The organism is Streptomyces mesophilus, from assembly GCF_040300965.1.
Classification (GTDB): domain Bacteria; phylum Actinomycetota; class Actinomycetes; order Streptomycetales; family Streptomycetaceae; genus Streptomyces; species Streptomyces mesophilus_A.
In genome coordinates, this window is sequence record NZ_JBEPEW010000135.1 from 1 (window position 1) to 22,057 (window position 22,057).

17 protein-coding genes and 2 pseudogenes are annotated in these 22,057 nt (G+C 70.3%); 10 read left to right on the plus strand and 9 right to left on the minus strand.

Going from position 1 to position 22,057, the window contains the following annotated elements:
• A pseudogene (locus tag ABT367_RS32855) lies at positions 1-310 on the minus strand (hypothetical protein); the annotation flags it as partial.
• A 246-nt stretch (positions 311-556) separates the two neighbouring features.
• On the opposite strand from ABT367_RS32855, the gene ABT367_RS32860 reads away from it, so the two are divergent.
• A complete protein-coding gene (locus tag ABT367_RS32860) occupies positions 557-1,171 on the plus strand; it encodes a hypothetical protein (RefSeq protein WP_352256925.1) in 615 nt (204 codons plus the stop codon).
• 95 nt (positions 1,172-1,266) lie between these two features.
• Here ABT367_RS32860 and pepN read toward each other — a convergent pair whose 3' ends face one another.
• Positions 1,267-3,849 carry an aminopeptidase N gene (gene pepN / locus ABT367_RS32865; protein ID WP_352256926.1) on the minus strand — a complete coding sequence of 861 codons (2,583 nt, stop codon included), beginning with the start codon at positions 3,847-3,849 and terminating at the stop codon, positions 1,267-1,269.
• Between the two features lie 171 nt (positions 3,850-4,020).
• Between pepN and ABT367_RS32870 the strand changes: the two genes are divergently transcribed.
• Positions 4,021-4,680: a mycothiol-dependent nitroreductase Rv2466c family protein gene (locus ABT367_RS32870; protein WP_352256927.1), complete on the plus strand. Its 660-nt coding sequence runs from the start codon at positions 4,021-4,023 to the stop codon at positions 4,678-4,680.
• Positions 4,681-4,765: 85 nt separating this feature from the next.
• Complete coding sequence (locus ABT367_RS32875; protein WP_352256928.1) at positions 4,766-5,377, plus strand: hypothetical protein; 612 nt, start codon at positions 4,766-4,768, stop codon at positions 5,375-5,377.
• Positions 5,378-5,388: 11 nt separating this feature from the next.
• Here ABT367_RS32875 and ABT367_RS32880 read toward each other — a convergent pair whose 3' ends face one another.
• The 4 genes from ABT367_RS32880 to ABT367_RS32895 form a co-directional block, all read right to left on the minus strand.
• Positions 5,389-5,604, minus strand: coding sequence for a hypothetical protein (locus tag ABT367_RS32880; RefSeq protein WP_352256929.1), 216 nt, complete (start codon positions 5,602-5,604; stop codon positions 5,389-5,391).
• Between the two features lie 184 nt (positions 5,605-5,788).
• Positions 5,789-6,436 carry a superoxide dismutase gene (locus ABT367_RS32885; protein ID WP_352256930.1) on the minus strand — a complete coding sequence of 216 codons (648 nt, stop codon included), beginning with the start codon at positions 6,434-6,436 and terminating at the stop codon, positions 5,789-5,791.
• Positions 6,437-6,570: 134 nt separating this feature from the next.
• Positions 6,571-8,046, minus strand: coding sequence for an amino acid permease (locus ABT367_RS32890; protein ID WP_434975592.1), 1,476 nt, complete (start codon positions 8,044-8,046; stop codon positions 6,571-6,573).
• A 132-nt stretch (positions 8,047-8,178) separates the two neighbouring features.
• Positions 8,179-9,603, minus strand: coding sequence for an amino acid permease (locus ABT367_RS32895; protein WP_352256931.1), 1,425 nt, complete (start codon positions 9,601-9,603; stop codon positions 8,179-8,181).
• 298 nt (positions 9,604-9,901) lie between these two features.
• On the opposite strand from ABT367_RS32895, the gene ABT367_RS32900 reads away from it, so the two are divergent.
• Positions 9,902-10,486: a biotin transporter BioY gene (locus ABT367_RS32900; RefSeq protein WP_352256932.1), complete on the plus strand. Its 585-nt coding sequence runs from the start codon at positions 9,902-9,904 to the stop codon at positions 10,484-10,486.
• A 116-nt stretch (positions 10,487-10,602) separates the two neighbouring features.
• Complete coding sequence (locus ABT367_RS32905) at positions 10,603-11,706, plus strand: serine/threonine-protein kinase (RefSeq protein WP_352256933.1); 1,104 nt, start codon at positions 10,603-10,605, stop codon at positions 11,704-11,706.
• A 42-nt stretch (positions 11,707-11,748) separates the two neighbouring features.
• Here the strand turns inward: ABT367_RS32905 and ABT367_RS32910 are convergent, their stop codons facing one another.
• Positions 11,749-13,209 (minus strand): amino acid permease, encoded by a 1,461-nt coding sequence (locus tag ABT367_RS32910; RefSeq protein WP_352256934.1) that lies wholly within the window; start codon positions 13,207-13,209, stop codon positions 11,749-11,751.
• Positions 13,210-13,359: 150 nt separating this feature from the next.
• Here ABT367_RS32910 and ABT367_RS32915 point away from each other — a divergent pair, with 150 nt between their 5' ends.
• Positions 13,360-13,845, plus strand: a complete 486-nt coding sequence (locus ABT367_RS32915; protein WP_352256935.1) for a ribose-5-phosphate isomerase — start codon at positions 13,360-13,362, stop codon at positions 13,843-13,845.
• Positions 13,846-13,928: 83 nt separating this feature from the next.
• The gene (locus tag ABT367_RS32920; RefSeq protein ID WP_352256936.1) at positions 13,929-14,738 is read left to right on the plus strand and encodes an Fpg/Nei family DNA glycosylase; all 810 of its coding nucleotides are present in this window, start codon (positions 13,929-13,931) and stop codon (positions 14,736-14,738) included.
• Positions 14,739-14,751: 13 nt separating this feature from the next.
• On the opposite strand, the gene ABT367_RS32925 is transcribed toward ABT367_RS32920, so the two are convergent.
• Positions 14,752-15,981, minus strand: coding sequence for a GNAT family N-acetyltransferase (locus ABT367_RS32925; RefSeq protein WP_352256937.1), 1,230 nt, complete (start codon positions 15,979-15,981; stop codon positions 14,752-14,754).
• Between the two features lie 167 nt (positions 15,982-16,148).
• Here ABT367_RS32925 and ABT367_RS32930 point away from each other — a divergent pair, with 167 nt between their 5' ends.
• Positions 16,149-17,315: a PP2C family protein-serine/threonine phosphatase gene (locus ABT367_RS32930; RefSeq protein WP_165334381.1), complete on the plus strand. Its 1,167-nt coding sequence runs from the start codon at positions 16,149-16,151 to the stop codon at positions 17,313-17,315.
• Here ABT367_RS32930 and ABT367_RS32935 read toward each other — a convergent pair.
• Positions 17,272-18,372 (minus strand): annotated as a pseudogene (locus tag ABT367_RS32935) (cation:proton antiporter). The gene ABT367_RS32930 and the pseudogene ABT367_RS32935 sit on opposite strands and share 44 nt — an antisense overlap.
• A gap of 232 nt (positions 18,373-18,604) precedes the next feature.
• On the opposite strand from ABT367_RS32935, the gene ABT367_RS32940 reads away from it, so the two are divergent.
• Together ABT367_RS32940 and ABT367_RS32945 are read left to right on the plus strand one after the other, a co-directional pair.
• Positions 18,605-19,411, plus strand: coding sequence for an ABC transporter ATP-binding protein (locus ABT367_RS32940; protein ID WP_352256938.1), 807 nt, complete (start codon positions 18,605-18,607; stop codon positions 19,409-19,411).
• On the plus strand, positions 19,411-21,843 hold the full coding sequence (locus ABT367_RS32945) for an ABC transporter permease (protein WP_352256939.1): 2,433 nt from the start codon (positions 19,411-19,413) through the stop codon (positions 21,841-21,843). Before ABT367_RS32940 ends, ABT367_RS32945 begins: the two co-directional genes overlap by 1 nt.
• Positions 21,844-22,057: the final 214 nt, after the last annotated feature.

Genomic DNA, 22,057 nt, shown 5'->3' on the forward strand with positions numbered 1-22,057 from the left:
CCGGGATGGCGTTCAGGCCGGGCGCGACGCCGGTCACGCCCGCGGTGGCACCGGCGACCGTGCCGGCGCCGGGGGGCCGCCCCGCGTACAGGAGCACGGCGTGCAGCCGCTCCTCGCTGGTCGGCGGCCCGGGGTGGAGCAGGAACACACCGGGCAGCACCTGCTGCCACGGACCACCGGGCCTGCACTGGGCGTTGGTCTCGGCGGCGGACACTCCATGGCTGCGCAACTGGGCGGCGGTCAGGACGCGCCGTGCGCCGTCGGAGAGCTGGTGCAGGGGGCGGGGGGAGAGCGGGGTGTTGTGGTTCATGGCCAGGGGTTTCCCGCTGAGTGACGGCGCTCTAACCCCTGTTACCGTCCCGTCGCATAAACCGGACAATCCTGCACTAAAGGACGGACGTTCGAGAGCCGAGAAGGGCTGGTCCGGATGGGGGTTACGGGTGGGCTCCTTTTGCTCCGTCACAGGTGTGTTGCGAGGGTCCGGCACTCGCGTGCCCGGCTTCGCTGCCGGAACCCGGCCTGCCGCACGGCCACCGGAGGGCCGTAGCGTCCCCGCATGAGGGGCGCCGGGCAGGGCGGTGATGGCGCGACGCATCCGCTCGCGATCACGGACGAGGGCGCGTCGCGTTTCTTCGCGCGGGAACGCGCCCTGGGCCGTTGGCTGTTGGGGAGCGGTCTCGTGGCGGCTTCGTCGGGCCTCTGGCTCGACACCTTTGCGGCTCAGGACGGCTCCGGACTCGTCGGCACGTCGGCGATGTACCTCGGGGGCGGCGGCTTCGGCGCCCTTCTCGTACGCGTCTTGTCGTGGCGGCACAGACGGGTCGTACGCAAGGTGTTGAGCGCAGGACCGTGGCAGGTCTGTGCCGCGGTCGTGTTCCCGGTGGCGAAGGGCCTGGGGCGAATCGTGTTGCGCGATCCGGAGTCGGGGGAGCTGATCGTGGTGAGTGTGAGGTCGGGGTCGCTGTTCAGGACCCGGCTCCCGGGCGAGGACGAGCGCACCACCGCGCTCTGGTGGTGCGCGGGGCCCGGTGGCCGTGGAGTCGTCTCCGGCCCGGGGCGTTCCGCGCCGTTCTGTGTACGCGCGGTGCGCAGCGCGCGGATCAGGGATCGATTGATCCGCGAGGCGATTCGAAGACGGCTGTGCGAGCCGGTCATCGGCGGCATGCCGTGACGCGCGTAGGCGTCCGGTGAGCGTGGTGAGGGTGAGGCCACCGCTTTGCGGCGGCCTCACCCTCACCATGTCCTGTCGGGGACGAAGAGACCCGCCTACCGGGCCGGAGCCGACCCCGCATCGCAAGCCTGCCCCCGCAGGACCCGGGCCAGGTCGTCGCGGGCCTCGATCACCAGGCGACGCAGGGCCGGGGCGGCGTCCGCGTGTGAGGACAGCCACTCGTCCGTGGCCGCCAAGGTCCCCACCGAGTCCTGGAGCGCCGGGAAGAGACCCCGTACGACATCCATGCCGATCTGGATCGAGCGCTCGGACCACACCCGCTCGATCGCCTCGAAGTACTTCGGCGCGTACGGCGCGATCAGCTCGCGCTGCGACGGCTGGGCGAAGCCCGCGATCGTCGCCTCCACCAGGGCGTTGGAGAGCGCGTCCGACTCGACGACCTCCGCCCACGCCTGGGCCTTCACCGCCTCGGAGGGACGCGCGGCCAGGCAGCGGACCTGGTGGCGCTTGCCGGAGGCCGTGTCGTCGCGGGCGAGTTCCGCGTCGAGGATGTCCGAGGACGCGCGGCCGGCCGAGGCCAGCGGCTCGAGGAACGCCCAGCGCATCTCCTGGTCGACGTCCAGACCGTCGATCTGCGCCGAGCCCGCCAACAGCCCTTCGAGCAGCTGGTAGTCGGCGTCCGACGCGGCGACCGAGGCGAAGAAGCGCGCCCAGGTCAGCTGGTGCTGGCTGCCCGGCTCGGCGAGCCGCAGCTCGCTCAGGGCGCCCTCCGCCAGCTGACGCTCACCCGTGGAACGCCAGCCGGGCGCCGCGTAGTTGACCAGTGCCGAACGTGCCCACGTGTGCAGCATCTGCAGAACGCCGATGTCCGTCTCGCGGCCCGCGAAGTCCAGGACCAGCTTGATGAAGTCCCGCGCCGGCATCAGCGCGTCGCGCGTCAGGTTCCACAGCGCCGACCAGCACAGGGCGCGCGCCAACGGGTCGCTCACCGCCCCGAGATGACCCCGGAGCGTCTCCAGGGACCCCTCGTCGAAACGGATCTTGCAGTACGTCAGGTCGTCGTCGTTGACCAGGATCAGGTCGGGCTTCTCGGCGCCCGCGAGCTCCGCGATCACCGTCCGCGGACCGTCGACGTCCGCCTCGGCCCGCGCGTACCGCTCCACCGAACCGTCCGGCGTGCGGCGGTAGAGGCCGATGGCGACCCGGTGCGGACGCAGCGTCGGGTGCGAATCGGCGGCCTCCTGGAGCACGGCGAGCTCCACGACACGGCCCGCAGCGTCGTATGTCACCACCGGCGTGAGCGAGTTGACCCCGGCCGTCTGCAGCCACGAGCGCGACCACGTCGCCATGTCACGGCCCGAGGTCTCCTCCAGGACCGAGAGCAGATCGCCCAGCTGCGTGTTCCCGTACGCGTGCCGCTTGAAGTAGCGCCGCGCGCCTTCCAGGAACGCGTCCTGACCGGCGTACGCGACCAGCTGCTTGAGCACGGACGCGCCCTTGGCGTACGTGATCCCGTCGAAGTTGAGCTTCGCGTCCTCCAGGTCACGGATGTCGGCCGTGATCGGGTGCGTGGACGGCAGCTGGTCGGCGCGGTACGCCCAGGACTTGCGGTTGTTGGCGAAGGTGATCCAGCCGTTGGTGAAGCGGGTGCACTCCACCATCGAGAAGGAGCCCATGAAGTCCGCGAAGGACTCCTTCAGCCACAGGTCGTCCCACCACTGCATGGTGACCAGATCGCCGAACCACATGTGCGCCATCTCGTGCAGGATGACGTTCGCGCGCCGCTCGTAGGACGCCGAGGTGACCTTGCCGCGGAAGATGTACTCCTCGCGGAAGGTGACGAGACCGGGGTTCTCCATCGCACCGAGGTTGTACTCGGGCACGAACGCCTGGTCGTACTTCCCGAAGGGGTACGGGTAGTCGAAGTGGTCGTGGAAGAAGTCCAGGCCCTGCTTGGTGATCAGGAAGACGTCGTCCGCGTCGAAGTGCTTGGCCAGACCCTTGCGGCACATCGCGCCGAGCGGGATCTCCAGGGTCGAGCCGTCCGCGAGCTTGCGGCTGTAGGTGTCGGACACGTAGTGGTACGGGCCCGCCACGAATGCCGTGATGTACGAGGAGATCGGCTTGGTCTCCGCGAACCGCCAGACCCCGTCGGCCAGTTCACCGGCGCCGTTCGACCAGGCGGTCCAGCCCTCGGGCGTACGCACCTCCATACGGAAGGGCGCCTTGAGGTCGGGCTGCTCGAAGCAGGTCATCACCCGGCGCGAGTCGGCGGGCTCGTACTGCGTGTAGAGGTAGACCTCGCCGTCCTCGGGGTCGACGAAGCGGTGCATGCCCTCGCCGGTCCTGCTGTACGCGCACTGCGCGTCCACGACCAGCTCGTTCTCCTCGCGCAGATCCTCGAGCGCGATCCGCGACCCGTCGAACACCTCGGACGGATCGAGGTCGGTCCCGTTCAGGGAGACGGCGGTGACGCCCGGCGCGATCAGATCGGCGAAGGAGGCGGCGCCCGGCTCGGAGCAGCGGAAGCGGATGGTCGTCACCGACCGGAACGTACGAGGCTCCTCGCCAGACTCGCCGACCGCGGACCTGAGGTCGAGTGAGACCTCGTAACCGTCGACGGACAGCAGCGCGGCCCGCTCTCGGGCCTCGTCGCGGGACAGGTTCTCTCCGGGCACGGGTACTCCCTCGTAAACGCGCATGGGCGGGTGACTGGACGCAGGATGGTGTCGCAATCCCTGCGATCCTCCCATGTCGTCCACGCGCCGGACATCCGGGAATGCCCTCGTCGGCGACGGTGTTCGTGGGGGCAGACGTGTGACGTAAAGCCAATGGAGGATTCACCAGTCATGAGCGAGCAGGCTGCACAGAACACCGGCGAAAAGGTCACCGCGGACTTCTGGTTCGACCCCCTGTGCCCCTGGGCGTGGATGACCTCCCGCTGGATGCTGGAGGTCGAGAAGGTTCGGCCCGTCGAGGTGCGCTGGCACGTGATGAGCCTGTCGGTCCTGAACGAGAACCGGGACGACCTGCCCGAGCAGTACAAGGAACTCCTCGAGAAGGGCTGGGGCCCGGTGCGCGTGGTCACCGCGGCGAAGGAGCTGCACGGCGACGACGTGGTCGGCCCGCTGTACACCGCGATCGGCACCCGCTTCCACAACCGCGGCGAGGGCGCGAACCTCGAAGCGGTCGCCGCCGCCCTGGAGGAGGTCGGCCTGCCCGCCGACCTGATCGAGTACGCGGACAAGGACACGTACGACACCGAGCTGCGCGCCTCCCACAAGGAGGGCATCGACAAGGTCGGCCAGGACGTCGGCACCCCCGTCATCGCGGTGCCGGGTGCCGACGGCGAGCAGATCGCCTTCTTCGGCCCGGTCGTCACCCCGGCCCCGCAGGGCGAGGCCGCGGCCCGCCTGTGGGACGGCACGCTCCTGGTGGCGTCGACCCCCGGCTTCTACGAGATCAAGCGCACCCGCACGGCCGGCCCGGACTTCTCGAACCTGGCGTGAGCGGCGGGCCCGGCAACCTGGCGTGAGCAGTGGGGACGGCCGTCTCCGGGAGGCGGCCGTCCCCGCCCTCGCTTAGCGTCCCCGTATGGGGACGACCACACTGATCGGCACGGAGGGCGGCCGCGAGGACCCGCAGCTGCCCAACGACAACGCCCCCTACGCGAGCCTCAGGCCACGACTCGGCGACCACGCGGTGCATATCGCCACCCGCGCGCTGCCCCCTGTGTGGCGGGCGCTCGGTCTGCCCACCGCGGCCGGCGCCCTGCGCCATTACCTGCGCGGTACGGGCCGCCCGTACCGGCTCGACGCCCGCGCCCTGCTCGCTCTGCCCGTGGTGCGCACCGCGGTGGACGAGCAGCTCGACCTCTGGCGCGAGGAGGTGGAGGGCCGCGCACCGGGCACGTACCGCGCCGACAGCGGCTGGCGCGGCGTCGGCATCACCCGCCGCGACAACGCCGACCTGTGGCTGGCCCTGCGCGGGGTCTCCTACCGCCTGAGCGGCACGGTCGAGGTCCGCGCGGACGGATCGCCGGGCCTGGTCACGTACCGCTTCCTGGCCCATAAATCCTGGAACTTCGACCGCGGCGAATCCGAGTACGGCATCCCCTTCACCCCCTTCGCCAGGCTCCACGAGACCGGCCTGGCAAGGGAGTTCGAGGCGGTGGGGGAGCTGGACGGACTGGTCGACGGAGGCTGAGGAGCGTGCGGCTACAGGTCCTCCGGGATCCGGAGGACGTCGGCCAGCGGCTCCTTGGTGTGGCCGGTGCGCAGCTTGCGGCAGCCAGGGGCCTGGCACATCACGAATTCGTCGACGTTCTTCCTGAGGATGCGGCCCTTGAGCCAGACCTGCTCGGCCTTGAAAAGCACACGATGCTGCTCGTCGGTCCCACAGGTGGTGCAGTACAGCGACCTGGTGCCCGCCACTTCGCCTCCCCGGAGAATGACTCAGAGGCCGGGAGTCTAAGACAGGCCGTGCGGCCGCGGTGAGACGGTAACGAGACAGGAAGCCCCCACGAGTCACGTCCTCGTGGGGGCTTCCCTCCTGCCGCCTGCCCGGTGAACCGGTGAGAAGACGATCACGAGGGCAGGTGCTCGGGTGCTGCCGCGCTCAGGGCGCGAGCAGCAAGTTGTACGAGCGCTCCTTGGCGGCCGCGTAACGGCGGGCCACGTCCTGCCAGTCGACGACCGCCCACATCGCCTCGATGAAGTCCACCTTCTGGTTCCTGTACTGGAGATAGAAGGCGTGCTCCCAGGCGTCGAAGACCAGGATCGGGGTCGAACCCTGGCCGACATTGCCCTGGTGGTCGTAGATCTGCTCGACGATCAGCCGGCCGCTGACCGGTTCGTACGCGAGCACGCCCCAGCCCGAACCCTGCGTGGTGGCGGAGGCCTTGGTGAGCTGGGCCTTGAACGCGGCGAACGAGCCGAAGGACTCGGCGATCGCATCGGCCAACTCGCCCACGCCGTCGGCCGCGAGAGGCTCGCCGCCGCCGTCCTTCGGGCCCGTCATGTTCTGCCAGTAGATCGAGTGCAGGATGTGGCCGGACAGGTGGAAGGCGAGGCTCTTCTCCAGGCCGTTGATCGAGCCCCAGGTCTCCTTGTCGCGCGCCTCGGCGAGCTGCTCCAGGGTGTCGTTCGCCCCCTTCACATACGCCGCGTGGTGCTTGTCGTGGTGCAGCTCGATGATCTCGGGGCTGATCACGGGGGCGAGTGCGGCGTAGTCGTAAGGGAGTTCAGGGAGCGTGTAGACGGCCATGGTTCCTCCTGCGTCCTTATTGCAAGCTAGTTGCAAGTGCAGGCTAACAGCAAGAAGGTCGGCCGGTGATCGCGGGCATGCGAAAGCCCCGCCCGGGTGGTGGTCCGGGCGGGGCTTTCGCAGCGGAGATCAGGTCAGGCGGAGGTGCCCAGCTTCTCGGCCAGCTTGTCGACCTTCGCCGTCAGGTCCTTCAGCTTGTTGGACTGCTGAAGCGCGTAGCCCACCACGGCCAGGAACACCGTCAGACCGCCCGTGTAGTACAGCTGCGTCCGCGTGCCCTCCTCGCGGGCCATCAGGACGAAGACCGCGGCCATGCCGGCCAGGGCCACCCAGGTCAGCCACGGGAACAGCCACATCTTCACGACCAGCTTCTCCGGCGCCTCGCGCTGCAGCTTGCGGCGCATGCGCAGCTGGGCGGCGGCGATGAAGAACCAGACGACCAGGATGATCGCGCCGATCATGTTGAGCAGCCAGGCGAAGATCGTCTCCGGGTACCAGTAGCTGAGCAGCACGCTGAAGAACCCGAAGGCGCTGGACGCGATGACCGCGATGCGCGGCACACCGCCCGAGATCTTGCCGAGGGCGGGCGGGCCGAGGCGGCGCGAGACCAGCGAGCCGGCCATGCGTGAGGCGCCGTAGATATTGGCGTTCATCGCGGAGAGCAGCGCGATCAGGACGACCACGTTCATGATCTGGCCGGCGGCGGGCAGGCCGAGGCTCTCCAGGGTCACGACGTAGGAGCCCTTGCCGGAGCCCAGAGCCGGGTCGTTCCAGGGGACGAGTGTGACGATGACGGCCATCGACCCGACGTAGAACAGTGCGATCCGCCACATCGCCGTACGCACGGCCTTGGCGACACCCTGGACCGGGTGTTCGGACTCGGCGGCCGCGATGGTGACGGTCTCCAGACCGCCGTACGCGAAGACCGAGGCGAGCAGACCGACGATCAGTCCGTCGACGCCGGTCGGGAAGAAGCCGCCGTCGCCGGAGAGGTGGGTCAGACCGGGGGCTTCGGTGTCGGAGCCGGGCAGGATGCCGAGGATCGCGAGCACACCGATGACCAGGAACGCCACGATCGCGAGGACCTTGAGCGTGGCGAACCAGAACTCGAACTCACCGAAGTTCCGTACCGAGATCAGGTTGGTGACGCAGAACAGCACCATGAACAGGGCGACGAAGGCCCACTCGGGGACGCCGGGTATCCAGCCGTGCACGATGCTCGCGGCACCGATGCCCTCAAGGCCCACGGCCACACAGAGCAGGAACCAGAACGACCAGCCGGCCGTGAAGCCGGCCCACGGTCCGATCGCCTTCTCGGCGTGCACCGAGAACGAACCGGAGGCCGGGTTGGCCGCGGCCATCTCGCCGAGCATGCGCATCACGAGCATGACGAGCGCGCCGGAGATCGCATACGCGACGATGATCGACGGACCCGCGGCGGCGATCGCCGAGGCCGAGCCGACGAACAGGCCCGCGCCGATCACACCGCCGAGCGCGATCATCGACAGGTGGCGCTGCTTGAGTCCTTTGTGCAGGGTGGGCGCGTCGGTGGCGGCCTCACCGGTCTTCGGCGCGTCTTCGACGGCCGGGGGTGCGGAAGGCGGAGTCATCGGCAGAGGCATCCGTTACGTGCGTGGGCGTCAGATGTGCGTAAGCAAGGGATCAGTGTGGAGGCTGCGTCCGGTGGCCCGAAGAGGGTGACCGGAATCCGGACGCCTTGATCACCGGCGGTACTGGAGCGGTTACTTCCGCTTGCCCTGTGCCAAGTCCCGTACGGGAGAGCCGGGCCCGTGGGAGTCCCGCCCGGCGAAGTCCCGTACGAGAGCGACCGCGATGACCACCGCCGTCGCGGCCCCCGACCACAGCAGCTGCGGGCGGGCCGAGTCGTCGGTGAGCATCAGGCCCACGATCGCCGCCATGCCCGCGAGGGCGAACCAGGTCAGATACGGGAACGCCCACATCTTGAGGACCAGCTTCTCGGGCGCCTCGCGTTCGATCCGCCGACGCAGCCGGAGTTGGGCCACGGCGATCATCGCCCAGACGAAGATCAGCACCGAGCCGACCGCGTTGAGCATGTAGTGGAAGACCGAGTCCGGCCACTTCAGATTCAGGAGTACGGAGATGAAGCCGAAGGTCACCGAGGCCAGGACCGCACGCCGGGGCACGCCGCCGCGGGCGACCTTGAGCAGGGCGCGCGGGGCCTCGCTGCGTTCGGCGAGCGAGAAGATCATGCGCGAGGAGCCGTACACATTGGCGTTGAGCGCCGAGAGCAGGGCCACGAACACCACGATGTTCATGATCGTGCCGGCCGACGGAACCCCGATCGAGTCGAGCACGGTGACGTACGGGCTGACGGTGGCGCTCTGCGCGGTCCACGGCAGCACGGTCACGATGACCAGCATCGAGCCCACGTAGAAGAAGAGGATCCGCCACACCGCGCTGCGCACCGCGCGCGAGACCGAGCGGGCCGGGTCGTCGGACTCGGCGGCCGCGATCGTGACGACCTCCAGGCCGCCGAACGCGAAGATGACGGCGAGCACGCCGGAGATCACGCCCTCCCAGCCGTTGGGCAGGAAGCCGCCCTGGCCGGTGAGGTTGGTGAGGCCGACCGGATCGGTGTCGGGCAGGATGCCGAAGATCGCGAGCGTGCCGAGGATCAGGAAGAGGACGATCGCACCGACCTTGAGCGTCGCGAACCAGAACTCGAACTCACCGAAGTTCCGCACCGCGACGAGGTTCGCCACGGTGAACACCGCCATGAAGATCAGCACCCAGGCCCACTGCGGAACCCCGGGCGCCCAGCCGTGGGCGATCTGCGCGGCGGCGGTCGCCTCGACGGCGAGCACGACGACGAGCAGGAACCAGTAGAGCCAGCCGGCGCTGAACCCGGCCCACCGCCCGATCGCCTTCTCGGCGTGCACGGAGAACGAACCCGAGGCCGGCACCGCCGCGGACATCTCGCCGAGCATCCGCATCACCAGCATCGCGAGCACGCCCGCGATCAGATACGACACGATGATGCCGGGCCCGGCGACCGCGATGCCCGCGCCCGAGCCGACGAAGAGTCCGGCGCCGATGACTCCGCCGAGGCCGAGCATCGTGAGGTGGCGCTGTTTCAGGCCGTGGCCGAGGGGTTCGGGTCCGTCGGTCAGCGAGGTGTCGTGCATCGTCGGCTCTCGGAGGGGATTGGTGGGACCCTACAGTCTCGCCCGCGGGCCGTGATTTGCGCAAAACGGGCACGGTTGGACGTAGGGCCTAGTGACGGAGGTCACCCGCTTCCGGCTTCGGGGCTTGTTTTTGTCCGGAGCCTACGAACGGCCCAAGTGCCGCTTTGTCGACGGCTGATGGTGAACGAGCGTTGACCGCTGGGATAGCGTCGCGATGTCCCGAGCCGTTCTTCCCCTCTTGCCCGGGGGGCCGCGCCTGTCCCTGCCGCGGTGCCCCGCCCGCTTCCCTGGAGTCCGTATGAGCACCGCAGCTGTCGCGACCCGCCCCGGTGAGGTCCTCGCCGACCTTCTGCCCGCCTCGCGCGTGCGTGACATCGCGCTGGTCGTCGGCGGCGCCGCGCTCACCGCGCTCTCCGCGCAGCTGTCGGTCCCCGTGCCCGGCTCCCCGGTCCCGGTCACCGGCCAGACCTTCGCCGCCCTCCTCGTCGGCACAGCGCTCGGCGCCCGCCTCGGCCTGCTCTCGCTCGCCCTGTACGCGCTGGCCGGCGGCCTCGGCGCCCCCGTCTTCCAGGGCGGCACGCACGGCTGGGGCGGCGCCTCCTTCGGTTACGTGGTCGGCATGCTGGTCGCGGCCGGCATGGTGGGCGCGCTCGCCCGCCGCGGCGGTGACCGCTCGGTGCTGCGTACGGCGGGGACGATGGTGCTCGGGTCCGCGGTGATCTACGCGGTGGGCGTGCCGTGGCTGATGGCCTCGACCGGTCTGTCCTTCTCGGCCGCGCTGGCCGCGGGCGTCGTGCCCTTCCTGATCGGCGACGCCCTGAAGGCCGCGCTGGCGATGGGCGCGCTGCCGACCGCATGGAAGCTCGTGGGCCGCAAGGGCTGAGCTCCGACTGCTTCAGTGACGCCGGCCCGGCTGAGGAATCAGCCGGGCCGGCGTTTTGCGTGGCCAACTACCCTGGGAAGCACGGCACGTTCACTCGGCACGGGGGTGCTGCGGGTATGCCGGTACGGGGAACACTGATCGCGGGGCGCTACCGCCTCGAGGAGCCCGTCGGGCACGGTGCGATGGGGCGGGTCTGGCGGGCCGTCGACGAACTGCTCGGCCGGCCCGTCGCCGTCAAGGAGATGTATCTCGACGGGCCCGGCGACGAGGACGGCGGGACGCGGCGCGAGCGCGCGCTGCGCGAGGCGCGGGCGAGCGCGCGGATCGACCACCCCCATGTCGTACGGGTCTACGACGTGGCTCAGTCCCCGTCCCCGGAGCACGACGGGCGGCTCTGGATCGTCATGGAGCTGGTCCGCGCGCGTTCGCTGGCGCAGGTGCTCGAAGACGAGGGCCCGCTGGGGGTGCGCGAGACCGCCCGCGTGGGGCTCGCCCTCGCCGAGGCGCTGCGCGTGGTGCATGCCGCGGGGGTGCTGCACCGGGACATCAAGCCCGGCAACGTGCTGCTCGAGCCGGGCGGCGGACGCGTGGTCCTCACCGACTTCGGGATCGCCGCGCTGCAGGATGCCGAGGGGCTGACCCGGGCCGGGGTGATCGTGGGGTCGCCCGAGTATCTGCCGCCCGAGCGTGTCCTCGGCCGCGCGCAGGGGCCGCACTCCGACCTCTGGTCGCTCGGTGCCACGCTCTGCGCCGCGCTCGGCGGCCGGCCGCCCTTCGTCCGCGCCACGACGTTGGCCACGCTGCACGCCGTGGTCTACGAAGAGCCCGAACTCCCGCCCGTGCCAGGGGAGTTGCGCAGCCTCCTCGCCGCACTCCTCGCCAAGGACCCGGGCCTGCGCCCGGACGTCGACGAGGTGGCCGCCCACCTCTCGGTGGTCCGCGCCCTGCCGGAGCCCGCACCCGTACAAGAGCCGCAGCCCGCACCCGTACAAGAGCCGCAGCCCGCACCCGTAAGGCAGCCGGGACCCAAGCAGGCCGACTGGCGCCCCAAGCTGCTCACCGCGCTCGTCCTCCTGGTCGCCGCCGCCGTGGCCACCGTCATGTTCCTCACGGCGCGTGGCGAGGACGACCCTGGCGGCGACAGACCCACGACCCCGGCGCCCACCGTGGCCGGAACCTCACGCCCGCCTCCCACGGATAGGACGACGCCCTCTCCGTGACCAGCACGGAGAGGGCGTCGTACCCGCGTACAAGAAGAGGCGTCAGCGCTTGGCGGCTGCCCGCATCCGGTCGCGGGCCACCGCGATGATCAGGACCAGCGCGGCCACACCCAGCGAGGGCAGCATCTGCTCACGGCCCGCGTCGTCGACCAGCATGTAGCCGCAGATGAAGACGATCATGCCGATGGTCAGCCAGGTCAGGACCGGGAAGAGCCACATCTTCACGACCAGCTTCTCCGGCGACTCGCGCAGGATGATGCCGCGCATCCTCAGCTGCGTGACGGCGATGACCAGCCATACGAACAGGGCGACCGCACCCGAGGAGTTGAGCAGGAACAGGAAGACGGTGTCCTCCCAGAGGTAGTTGGCCCCCACCGCGACGAAGCCGAAGACGACCGAGGCGAGGATCGCGACCCGCGGCACACCGTTGCGCTCGACCTTCGCGAACGCCTTGGGCGCATCGCCGCGTCCGCCGAGCGAGAAGGCCATACGGGAGGCCGTGTACAGGCCCGAGTTGAGGCAGGACAGGACGGCAGTCAGGACGATCACGTTCATGATCTGGCCGGCGTGCGGGATGCCGATGGAGTCGAGCGCCGCGACGTAGGAGCCCTTGTCGACGATCGACTTGTCGCTCCAGGGCAGCAGCGTCAGGACGACGAAGATCGAGCCCAGGTAGAAGACGGCGATCCGCCAGATCACCGAGTTGGTGGCCTTGGTGACCGCGCGCTGCGGGTCCTCGGACTCGCCGGCGGCGAGGGTGACGATCTCGCTGCCCATGAAGGAGAAGACCACCATCAGGACGCCGGTCAGGATCGCGCCCGCGCCGTTGGGCAGGAATCCGCCCGCGTCGGTGAGGTGCGCGAAGCCCGCGCCGGGGTTGTCCGAACCGGGCAGGAAGCCGAACACGGCGAGGAAGCCGATCACGACGAACGCGCCGATCGCCACGACCTTGATCCCGGCGAACCAGAACTCGAACTCACCGTAGGAGCCGACCGACACCAGGTTCGTCGCGGTCAGCACGACCATGACGATCAGGGCCCAGCCCCACTGCGGGACGGCCGGTATCCAGCCTTCGAGGATGACCGCGCCGGCGGTCGCCTCGACGGCGAGGACGACGACCCAGAAGAACCAGTACAGCCAGCCGATGGTGAAGCCCGCCCAGCGGCCGAGCGCACGGTCCGCGTACTCGGAGAAGGAACCCGAGGACGGGTTCGCGGCGGCCATCTCGCCCAGCATCCGCATCACGAAGACGACGAGGACGCCGACCAGTGCGTACGAGATGAGGATGGCGGGGCCCGCGGCGGCGATGCCCGAGCCGGAGCCGACGAAGAGTCCGGCGCCGATCACGCCACCGATCGCGATCATCGACAGATGACGGTTCTTGAGGCCTGCCTTGAGGCCGTCGGAGCCGGGGGAGCCGTTCGAGCCGCCGGTGGAAGGAGCGCCATTGCCCTTGTGGGGCTGCGTGGCGTCTTCCTTCGCAAGGGACGGTTGCGAGGTCATACGCAAATCCTTAGGTTCTCGGGTTGCGAGCCCTGGCATTCAACCGGTCCGAGGGAAGAGTCGGAAGGCCTGATTCCGGATCGTTGCATTAGGTCAAAGGTCCTGACCCGGGCGCGGCTACCCGATCGCCGACATGCCACACTCGGACGCATGCGCGTGTACCTCGGCTCCGACCATGCCGGCTATGAACTCAAGAACCACCTCGTCGAGTGGCTCAAGGCCCACGGCCATGAGCCCGTGGACTGCGGTCCGCACATCTACGACGCGGCTGACGACTACCCGCCGTTCTGCCTGCGTGCCGCCGAGAAGACGGCCGCGGACCCGGACTCCCTGGGCATCGTGATCGGCGGCTCCGGCAACGGTGAGCAGATCGCCGCCAACAAGGTGCAGGGCGTCCGCTGCGCCCTCGCCTGGAGCGAGCAGACCGCCGCGCTCGGCCGCGAGCACAACGACGCCAACGTCGTCTCCATCGGCGGCCGGATGCACACCCTGGAGGAGTCGACGAAGTTCGTCGAGATCTTCCTCGGCACCCCGTACTCGGGTGAGGAGCGCCACAGCCGCCGCATCGAGATGCTCGCGGCCTACGAGCGCACCCACGAGCTCCCGCCGATCCCGGCACACCACCCGCAGGGCTGATCCCGGACATGTGCGGCGGGCCGGCTTCGGTCGGCCCGCTCACGTATGCCGTCGACGTGTTGACGTACTGAAGGAGAACACCCGTGCCTGAGGGGCACACGATCCACCGCCTGGCACAGGACCACCGGGAGCGCTTCCAGCGCCGGAAGGTCCGCGTCAGCAGCCCTCAAGGCAAGTTCTCCGACAGCGCGGCCCTCCTCGACGGCCGGATCCTCACCGCCGCCGAGGCCCACGGCAAGCACCTCTTCCTCGGCTTCGGCAGGATCGGCTGGATCCACATCCACCTCGGCCTGTTCGGCAAGCTCGGCTTCGGCGCCGGCCAGGCGCCACCGCCCACCGACACGGTGCGGCTGCGGCTCGCGCACCCCAAGGCGTACGCGGACCTGCGCGGCCCGACCACCTGTGCACTGATCACGGACGGCGAGAAGCAGGCGATACACGACCGGCTCGGACCCGATCCGCTGCGCGAGGACGACGATCCGGACAAGGCGTGGTCACGGATCAGCCGCTCCCGTACGAGCATCGCCGCGCTGCTCATGGACCAGAAGGTGATCGCGGGCGTCGGCAACGTGTACCGCGCCGAGGTCCTCTTCCGGCACGGCATCGACCCGTACCGCCCCGGCAAGGACCTCACGCACGCCGAATGGACCGCGATCTGGGCGGATTTGGCGGAGCTGATGCGCGAAGGCGTACGCCTGAACCGCATCGACACCGTGCGCCCCGAGCACACCCCGGAGGCGATGGGCCGCCCGCCGCGCGTGGACGACCACGGCGGCGAGGTCTACGTCTACCGCAGGGCCACCCTGCCCTGCCACATCTGTGGCGGCGAGATCCGCACCGCCGATCTCGCCGCCCGCAATCTCTTCTGGTGCCCGGGCTGTCAGCTCGCCTGAGCGACGGGTCCGCTCAGAACCCGTGCGGCAGCCACGGCGCCACATCCGAGCCGAACGCCAGCGAGGCCGAGGCCAGCGCACCCGGGCGCAGCTCCTGGACCCGTCCCGCCGCGGCCAGCGACGTGAGCGTGAACCCGCCCAGGTAGGCGGCGCCCAACTCCCGTACGGACAGAGCGAGATCCGCCGCGTCCTCGGTGCGCTTGCACGAGGCGCCGAGCGAGTCCCCCGTGAGGTGCCAACGGCCCTCGTTCCAGGGGCAGAAGGGGTCCGAGACCTCGAAGACCACATCCACAGGAGTGCGATACGTACGGGCCTCGAGCGCCGCGCCCACCTCCACGGGGCGTACGTGGAGCGAGTCCCGCAGCCGCAGTGTGCAGCGGCGGATGTCGGACACCAGGTGCTGCCAGGCGTCGTCGGCGGGGCGGTTGCGCAGCTCGACCTTGGACATCAGGTCCATCGAGAGGAAGTGCCGCATCATCGCCGCCTGCGCGGCGGGCGTCGTGGTGTCCATATGGCGCACGGCCACCGTGCCGCACGGTCCCGCCGCCTCCCAGTCGGGCTTCGTGGCGTATCGGGCGTATCCCACCAACTCGCCGTCCTGTTCGGCGATCAGGCACTGCTGGGGGGAGAAGCCGTTGCGGTCCTCCGGCGGGTCGACCAGGAAGCCGGCGTCCCAGCCCGGCGTACGCGCCAGCATCCCGGGCCTGCCGGGCACGAGCCTCGCGTACAGCTCCTCGCACCGCGCCAGCCACTCCTTGGCGTCAACAAGCCGCAGCCGTACGTCATCCGTACCGGCGGGAACCGCGAGCCGTACGCGCGTGCTGTCGATCTCCGCACCGAGCTGCTGGGTCGCGGTGCCGTACCCGAACCGTCCGTAGATCTCCGGCTCGGAGGCCGTGAGGACCGCGAGGGGTTCACCGAGCGCGCGGACGTCGTCGAGCTGGCGGCGCATCATCGCCGTGAGGATGCCGCGGCGGCGGTGCGTGGACGCGACGCTCACCATCGTGACACCGGCCGCGGGCACCAGGGCGCCGCCCGGGACGGTCATACGGAAGGAGAAGGCTCCCGCCGTACCGACGACCTCGTCGCCGTCCCACACCCCGAGGGAGCGCTCGGCCTCGGTGACGGACTGGTCGAACTCCCGCTCCTGCGGGGCCGATCGGACCCCGCCGAAGGCCAGCTCGAGCTTGCTGAACCAGCGGTCCCAGTCACCTGGCTCCAGGGTGCGGATCTCAAATGTCATACGCCCTGCCTACCAGGCCCCCGGGACACTGGGCGAGGGATTTTGCCGGCCGTCGCCACGAGCTGTGCTCCTTGCGTCACACGCGGTGTGACCGGCCCCGCTCGTGCGGGGGACAACCCGGACCTCCCGTGCACGGGGCCGCCCCGGATGGATAGGGTCCACGGACAATGACCGGTGCACAGCGCGACCGCGCGGAACGCGCGGAAGCGGAGACGTTCCCGGCCCGGATGCGCAAACGCTGGCACCGGGCCCGCGTCGGGCTGCGCAAATCCGGGGTCGACTACTTCCGCGGCGACGGCTCCGACTGGATCGCGCTCGCGGGTCTGCTCCTGATGATTCCCGCGATCACGGCGGGCACGCTCGCGATACCCGTCTGGTTCTCGCCGGCCCTGCTCTGCCTGCCGATCGTGGCCGGCGGACTGCTGCTGCGGCCCGCGAGCCTGCTCGGTCTGTACGCGGCGGCCGCCACGGCGCTGATCATCGAGTCGTTCGCGCTCGGGCCGTACCAGGAGGGCCCGGCCACCGTCACGCCCGGCATAGTGCTCGTGGTCGCGGCCTGCGGATTCTTCGGGCTGTTGATCGCCCAGTTCCGCAGCCGGGTGGGCGTGCCCTGGCGGCGCGGCGGCACCATGCTCTTCGACCTGCGCGAACGCATCCGCGTCCAGAGCAAACTGCCGACGCTGCCCGTCGGCTGGCACCGCGAGATGGCGCTGCGCCCGGCGGGCGGCCAGTCCTTCTCGGGCGACTTCGTCTGCGCGGCCCGTACGAACGGCGGCCGCACCCTGGAGGTCGTCCTCACCGACGTCTCCGGCAAGGGCATGGACGCGGCATCGCGCGCCCTGCTCCTGTCCGGCGCCTTCGGCGGTCTGCTCGGGTCGCTGCCCCCGCACGAGTTCCTGCCCGCGGCCAACGGCTATCTGCTGCGCCAGGACTGGGACGAGGGCTTCGCGACCTCCATCCACCTCGCGCTCGACCTCGAATCAGGCGACTACGAACTGCTCTCCGCGGGGCATCCGCCGGCCGTGCAACTGCACGCCGGTACGGGCCGCTGGGAGGAGATGAGCGCCGAAGGGCCGCTGCTCGGGGTGTACGACGGCGCGCAGTTCGACCCGGTCAAGGGATCGCTGCGGCCGGGTGACGTCCTGATGCTGTTCACGGACGGCCTGGTGGAGACCTCCGACCGGGATATGACCGAGGGCATCGACCGCCTCACCGGGGAAGCCGACCGCTATGTCGCGGGCGGCTTCCACGGCGCTGCCTGGCATCTGATCGAGGCGGTCGCCAAGGACGTCAACGACGACCGGGCACTGCTTCTGCTCTGCCGGGAGGCGTGAGCTCCGCCTCGGCCGCCTTGCCCTTCGGCAGGACGCGCGCCAGCCAGTGCGACTGTCCCGCGGCCAGCGGTCCGAGGACCGCGAGCAGCAGCACGTATCCCGCGATGAACGGCGAGAGCCGGTCGTCGAGTCCGGCGCCGGCCGCCATGGTGGCGAGGATCAGCGCGAACTCACCGCGGGCGAGCAGGGTGGTGGAGATGTTCGCGGCGGGGCCCGGCCCGAACCCGTAGACCCGGGCGGCCGCGAGACCTGCGAGCACGTTCATCACGAGCGTCACGGCCACGGCGGCCAGCACCGGCCAGATCACCACCGGCAGGTCACCGGGGTCGATGGAGAGTCCGAACGCGAAGAAGAAGATCGCGCCGAAGGCGTCCCGCAGCGGATGCACCAGCTTGCGTATCCGCTCACCGGACGTCGTACTGCCGAGCATCAGACCGACCATGAACGCGCCGATCGCGTCCGCGACCCCGAACCACTCCGAGACCCCGGCCATGAACACGGCCGCACCCAGGAACGAGATCACCAGGAGCTCGTCGTCACGGGTGGCGAAGAGCTTGCCGACGATCCGGGTGCCGAAGCGGGCGGCGAGTGCGAGCAGGATCAGGAAGCCGAAGGCCTTGCCGCCGTCGAGCACGGCGGCGGACAGCGAGTCCGCGCCGGACAGGATCGGCTGCAGTGCGGCGAGATACAGGGCGAGGAAGATGTCCTCGACCACGATGATCCCGAGGATCGGCTTGGTCTCGGGATTGCCGAGCCGTCCGGTGTCCACCAGGACCTTGGTGACGATCGCGGATGCCCGGGGCGACGAATAGGAGCCCTGGGAAACCCCGGGACACTCCCGCCTCGACGTTTGGCTCAGGAGCCTGCGCTGCCCTGAGGATCACGCTCGCCGACGAGCTCAATCCTGAAGTCAGAGCAGGATCGCGGGGGTCAAGATCCCGGAGTGAAGCAGACGTTCGGATCGGGGTATCCCGGGGTTTCCGGGGGCTCCTATTCGTCGTCCCCGGCAGCCGCCGAGCCGGGCGAGGACCGCGGCGGCGAGAAAAGCGCCGCCCATGGCTATCAGGGTGTCTGCGTGTCCGATGGGCCTCTCCTTTGGTCAAGAGAACGTCAAGAACGCGTCAATATTTAGCTTATCAAACTGTTTACGTGGCAACTATGGATGCCGGGGGTGGGGTAAACCCCCAGCTGATTCGGAGGTCATCTCCATGGCTCGGGCGGCCGCCCGATTCGTACCGTCGTAAGCGATCGAAGGACTTCACGGCAGGACGACGGAGGCGAACCGCACCATGGCGCTGCGACGAGGCAGGACCCGAGCCGGAGCGGTGGCACCCGATGCCCCCGAGGGAGGCCTCGCCGTCGAGCTGCGCGGCGTGACCCGCACCTACGGGCGCGGGCGCGGCACGGTGCACGCGCTGCGCGGGATCGACCTCGCCCTGGCGCGCGGCAGTTTCACCGCCGTGATGGGACCCTCGGGCTCGGGCAAGTCCACGTTCCTGCAGTGCGCGGCCGGCCTCGACCGCCCCAGCGCCGGCGCTGTACGCCTCGGCGGTACGGAGATCACGGGCATGGGCGAGAACAAGCTCACGGAGCTGCGCCGCACCCGACTCGGCTTCGTCTTCCAGGCGTTCAACCTGCTCCCGTCGCTCACGGTCGAGCAGAACGTCCTGCTGCCCCTGCGTCTCGCCGGTGAGCGCCCCGACCGCCGGCGCGCCGCCGAGGTGCTCGCGCAGGTCGGCCTGACCGACAAGGCGCGGCGCCGTCCCGGTGAGCTGTCCGGCGGCCAGCAGCAGCGCGTGGCGATCGCCCGCGCGCTGGTCACCCGCCCTGACGTGGTCTTCGCGGACGAGCCGACCGGCGCCCTCGACACCACAACTGCCTCCGAAGTCCTGGGACTTCTGCGCTCGGCCGTCAACCAGCTCGGCGCGACCGTGGTCATGGTCACGCACGACCCGATGGCCGCTGCCTACGCCGACCGCGTCCTCTTCCTCGCGGACGGACACATCACCGACCGCCTCGAACGCGGTGACGCGACGCAGATCGCCGCGCGTATGGCCGCCCTCACCACTCCCGTGTACGAGGGGGTCGGGGCTTGATGGCCAGGCCCAACGGCCTTGCGCGGGCCGCACTCCGCTTCAAGCCGGCCTCGTTCGCGGGCACGTTCATCGCGCTCGCGATGGCCGCGCTGATCGTCTCGGCCTGCGGCATCCTCCTGGAGACGGGCGTACGGGCCTCCGTACCGCCGGAGCGTTACGCCGCCGCTCCCGTGGTCGCCGCCGCCGACCAGCAGGCCCACTTCATCAGCGGCAGCGGCGACGGCCGCCACGACTCGCCGCACCCCGTGCCCGACCGGGCCCGGCTCGACAACTCCCTGGTGGCGAAGGCGGGTTCGGTGCCCGGCGCGCGCACCGCCGTCGCCGATCTGACCTTCCCCGTGCAGGGCGCGAAAGGCGCCGTGACCGCCCACAACTGGGGGTCCACCTCGTTCACCGGTGAGCGTCTGAGCAGCGGCTCGGCGCCCACGTCCGGGCAGGTCGTGCTGAACGAGGGCCGCGTCGGCGACCGTGTCTCCTTCACGACACCGGACGGCCCGCGCACCTTCACCGTCTCCGGGCTCACCCGCGCGCAGGAGCCGACCGCCTGGTTCGCCGACTCCGAGGCCGTACGGATCTCCGGGCATCCCGGAAAGGTCGACGCCATCGCCGTACTGCCCAAAAAGGGCGTGTCCGACAGCGAGTTGAAGGCGCAGGTCGCCCAGGCACTCGGCGGCAAGGCGAAGGTGTACGCGGGTCAGGACCGCGGCGCCGCCGAGGACGGGTCGCTCGCCTCGGCCCAGGAAGTGCTCACCGGGATCGGCGGCTCCTTCGGCGGAGTCGCCACCATGGTCGCCGTGTTCACCGCGGCCGGCACCGTCGCGCTCTCCGTCGGCCAGCGCGCCCGCGAGTTCGCGCTCCTCCGGGCGATCGGCGCGACACCCCGGCAGATCCGCCGCACCATCGCCACCGAGGCCCTGACGCTCGCGCCGCTCGCGGGCGCGGTCGGCTGCCTGCCCGGGATCGGGCTCGCCGCCTGGTGGTTCGGCCAGCTCCAGGCGAAGGGCGCGGTACCGGAGGCGGTCCAACTCTCCGTCTCCTGGATCCCGTTGGTCAGCGCCACCGGCGCCGTCATCCTCACCTCCCTGCTCGCCGGATACACCGCGGCCCGCCGCGCCTCGCGCATCAAGCCGGGCCAAGCCCTCGGCGAGGCGGGCGTCGAGCGGCTGCGGCCGGGCTGGATCCGTACACCCCTCGGTATCGGGGCACTTGTCGGCGGCTTCTTCTTCTCCCGTCTCGCCGCGAGCGAGTCGGGAGAGGACGCGGCCAACGCGGCGCTCGGCGTCGTGATGCTCTTCATGCTGGCCGTCGCCCTGCTCGGCCCGTTCGTGGCCCGCGCCTGCGCGGCACTCTTCGGACTGCTCCTGCGCGGCGCGGGCGCGTCCGGCCAGCTGGCCGCGGCCAACTCCCGTACGAACGCACGCCGGATGGCCTCCGCGATCACCCCCATCGTGCTCGCGATGGCCTTCGCCTCGACGCTCGTCTTCATGCACACCAGCGAGGACCGGGCCGCCGGGCGCCAGCAGTCGGCCGGCATCACCGCCGACCACATCGTGCGCGCGGACGGGGGCCTGCCCGCCGATGCCCTCACCCGCACCGACGCCACGTCGGCCGTGGGCGTGCTCAAGACCTCGGTGCTCGTCCCGGCCGGATCCGGCGGCGACCGATGGCTCCAATCCGCCTCCGCCCAGGGCATTTCCGGTACGGCGAAGGCGCTGGCCCAGGTGCAGGACCTGGACGTACGCGAGGGCACGCTCGCGCTCGGCAGGAACGAGGTGGCCCTCGACGCCACGCTCGCGCAGAGCGCCAAGGTGGGCGTCGGCGACCGCCTCGAACTGCGGCTGCCCGACGGTACGAAGGCCACGCCGACCGTGACCGCGATCTACGGCCGGGGGCTCGGTCTCTCCCAAGTCACCCTCGCCCAGGAGCTGGTGGCCCCGCACGTCACCTCGTCGTTCGCCACCGAACTGTGGACGAAGGGCGGCACCGCCGAGGCGCTCGCCCCGTTCGGCGGCCAGGTCCTCGACCGAGACGCCTACACCGGCGCCGAATCCACCGACCGCGCGCTCAACGCCTGGGCCAACACCACCATGGCCGCGGTCCTCGGCGGCTTCGCCGCACTCGCCGCCGGCAACACCCTCGTGATGACGGTCCTCGACCGCCGCCGCGAACTCGGCATGCTCCGCCTGATCGGCTCCACCCGCCGCCAGGTCCTCCACATGGTCGGCTGGGAAGCCCTCCTCGTCGCGTGCGCGGGCATCGCGCTCGGCTCGGCCATCGCCCTGGCGACCCTGGTCCCGATGATGAACGGCCTCACGGGTGAAAACCCGTACATACCGCCTCTTCTCTACGGATCCTTCGCGGCCTCGGCGATCGGCCTCGGTCTGCTGGCCACCCAACTGCCGGCCAGGGCGGCACTGCGGACGGCTCTCTAGCGCGTGCTGGTGTGTGCGCCCTGGGGCTGGTGGGGGGCGATTGCATGCCGGGACCATCAATTGATAGAGATGACTCCGTATGCAATCCGTCATGCAGTCCGCCATGCAAACCAGCCCGTACTGGCCGGGGGAGGCCCGATGAAGTTCGACATGGGTGCGTCCGTGTTGTCGAATCTGCGGTCGCAGTCGCAGGGTTCGAGTGATGATCTCGGGT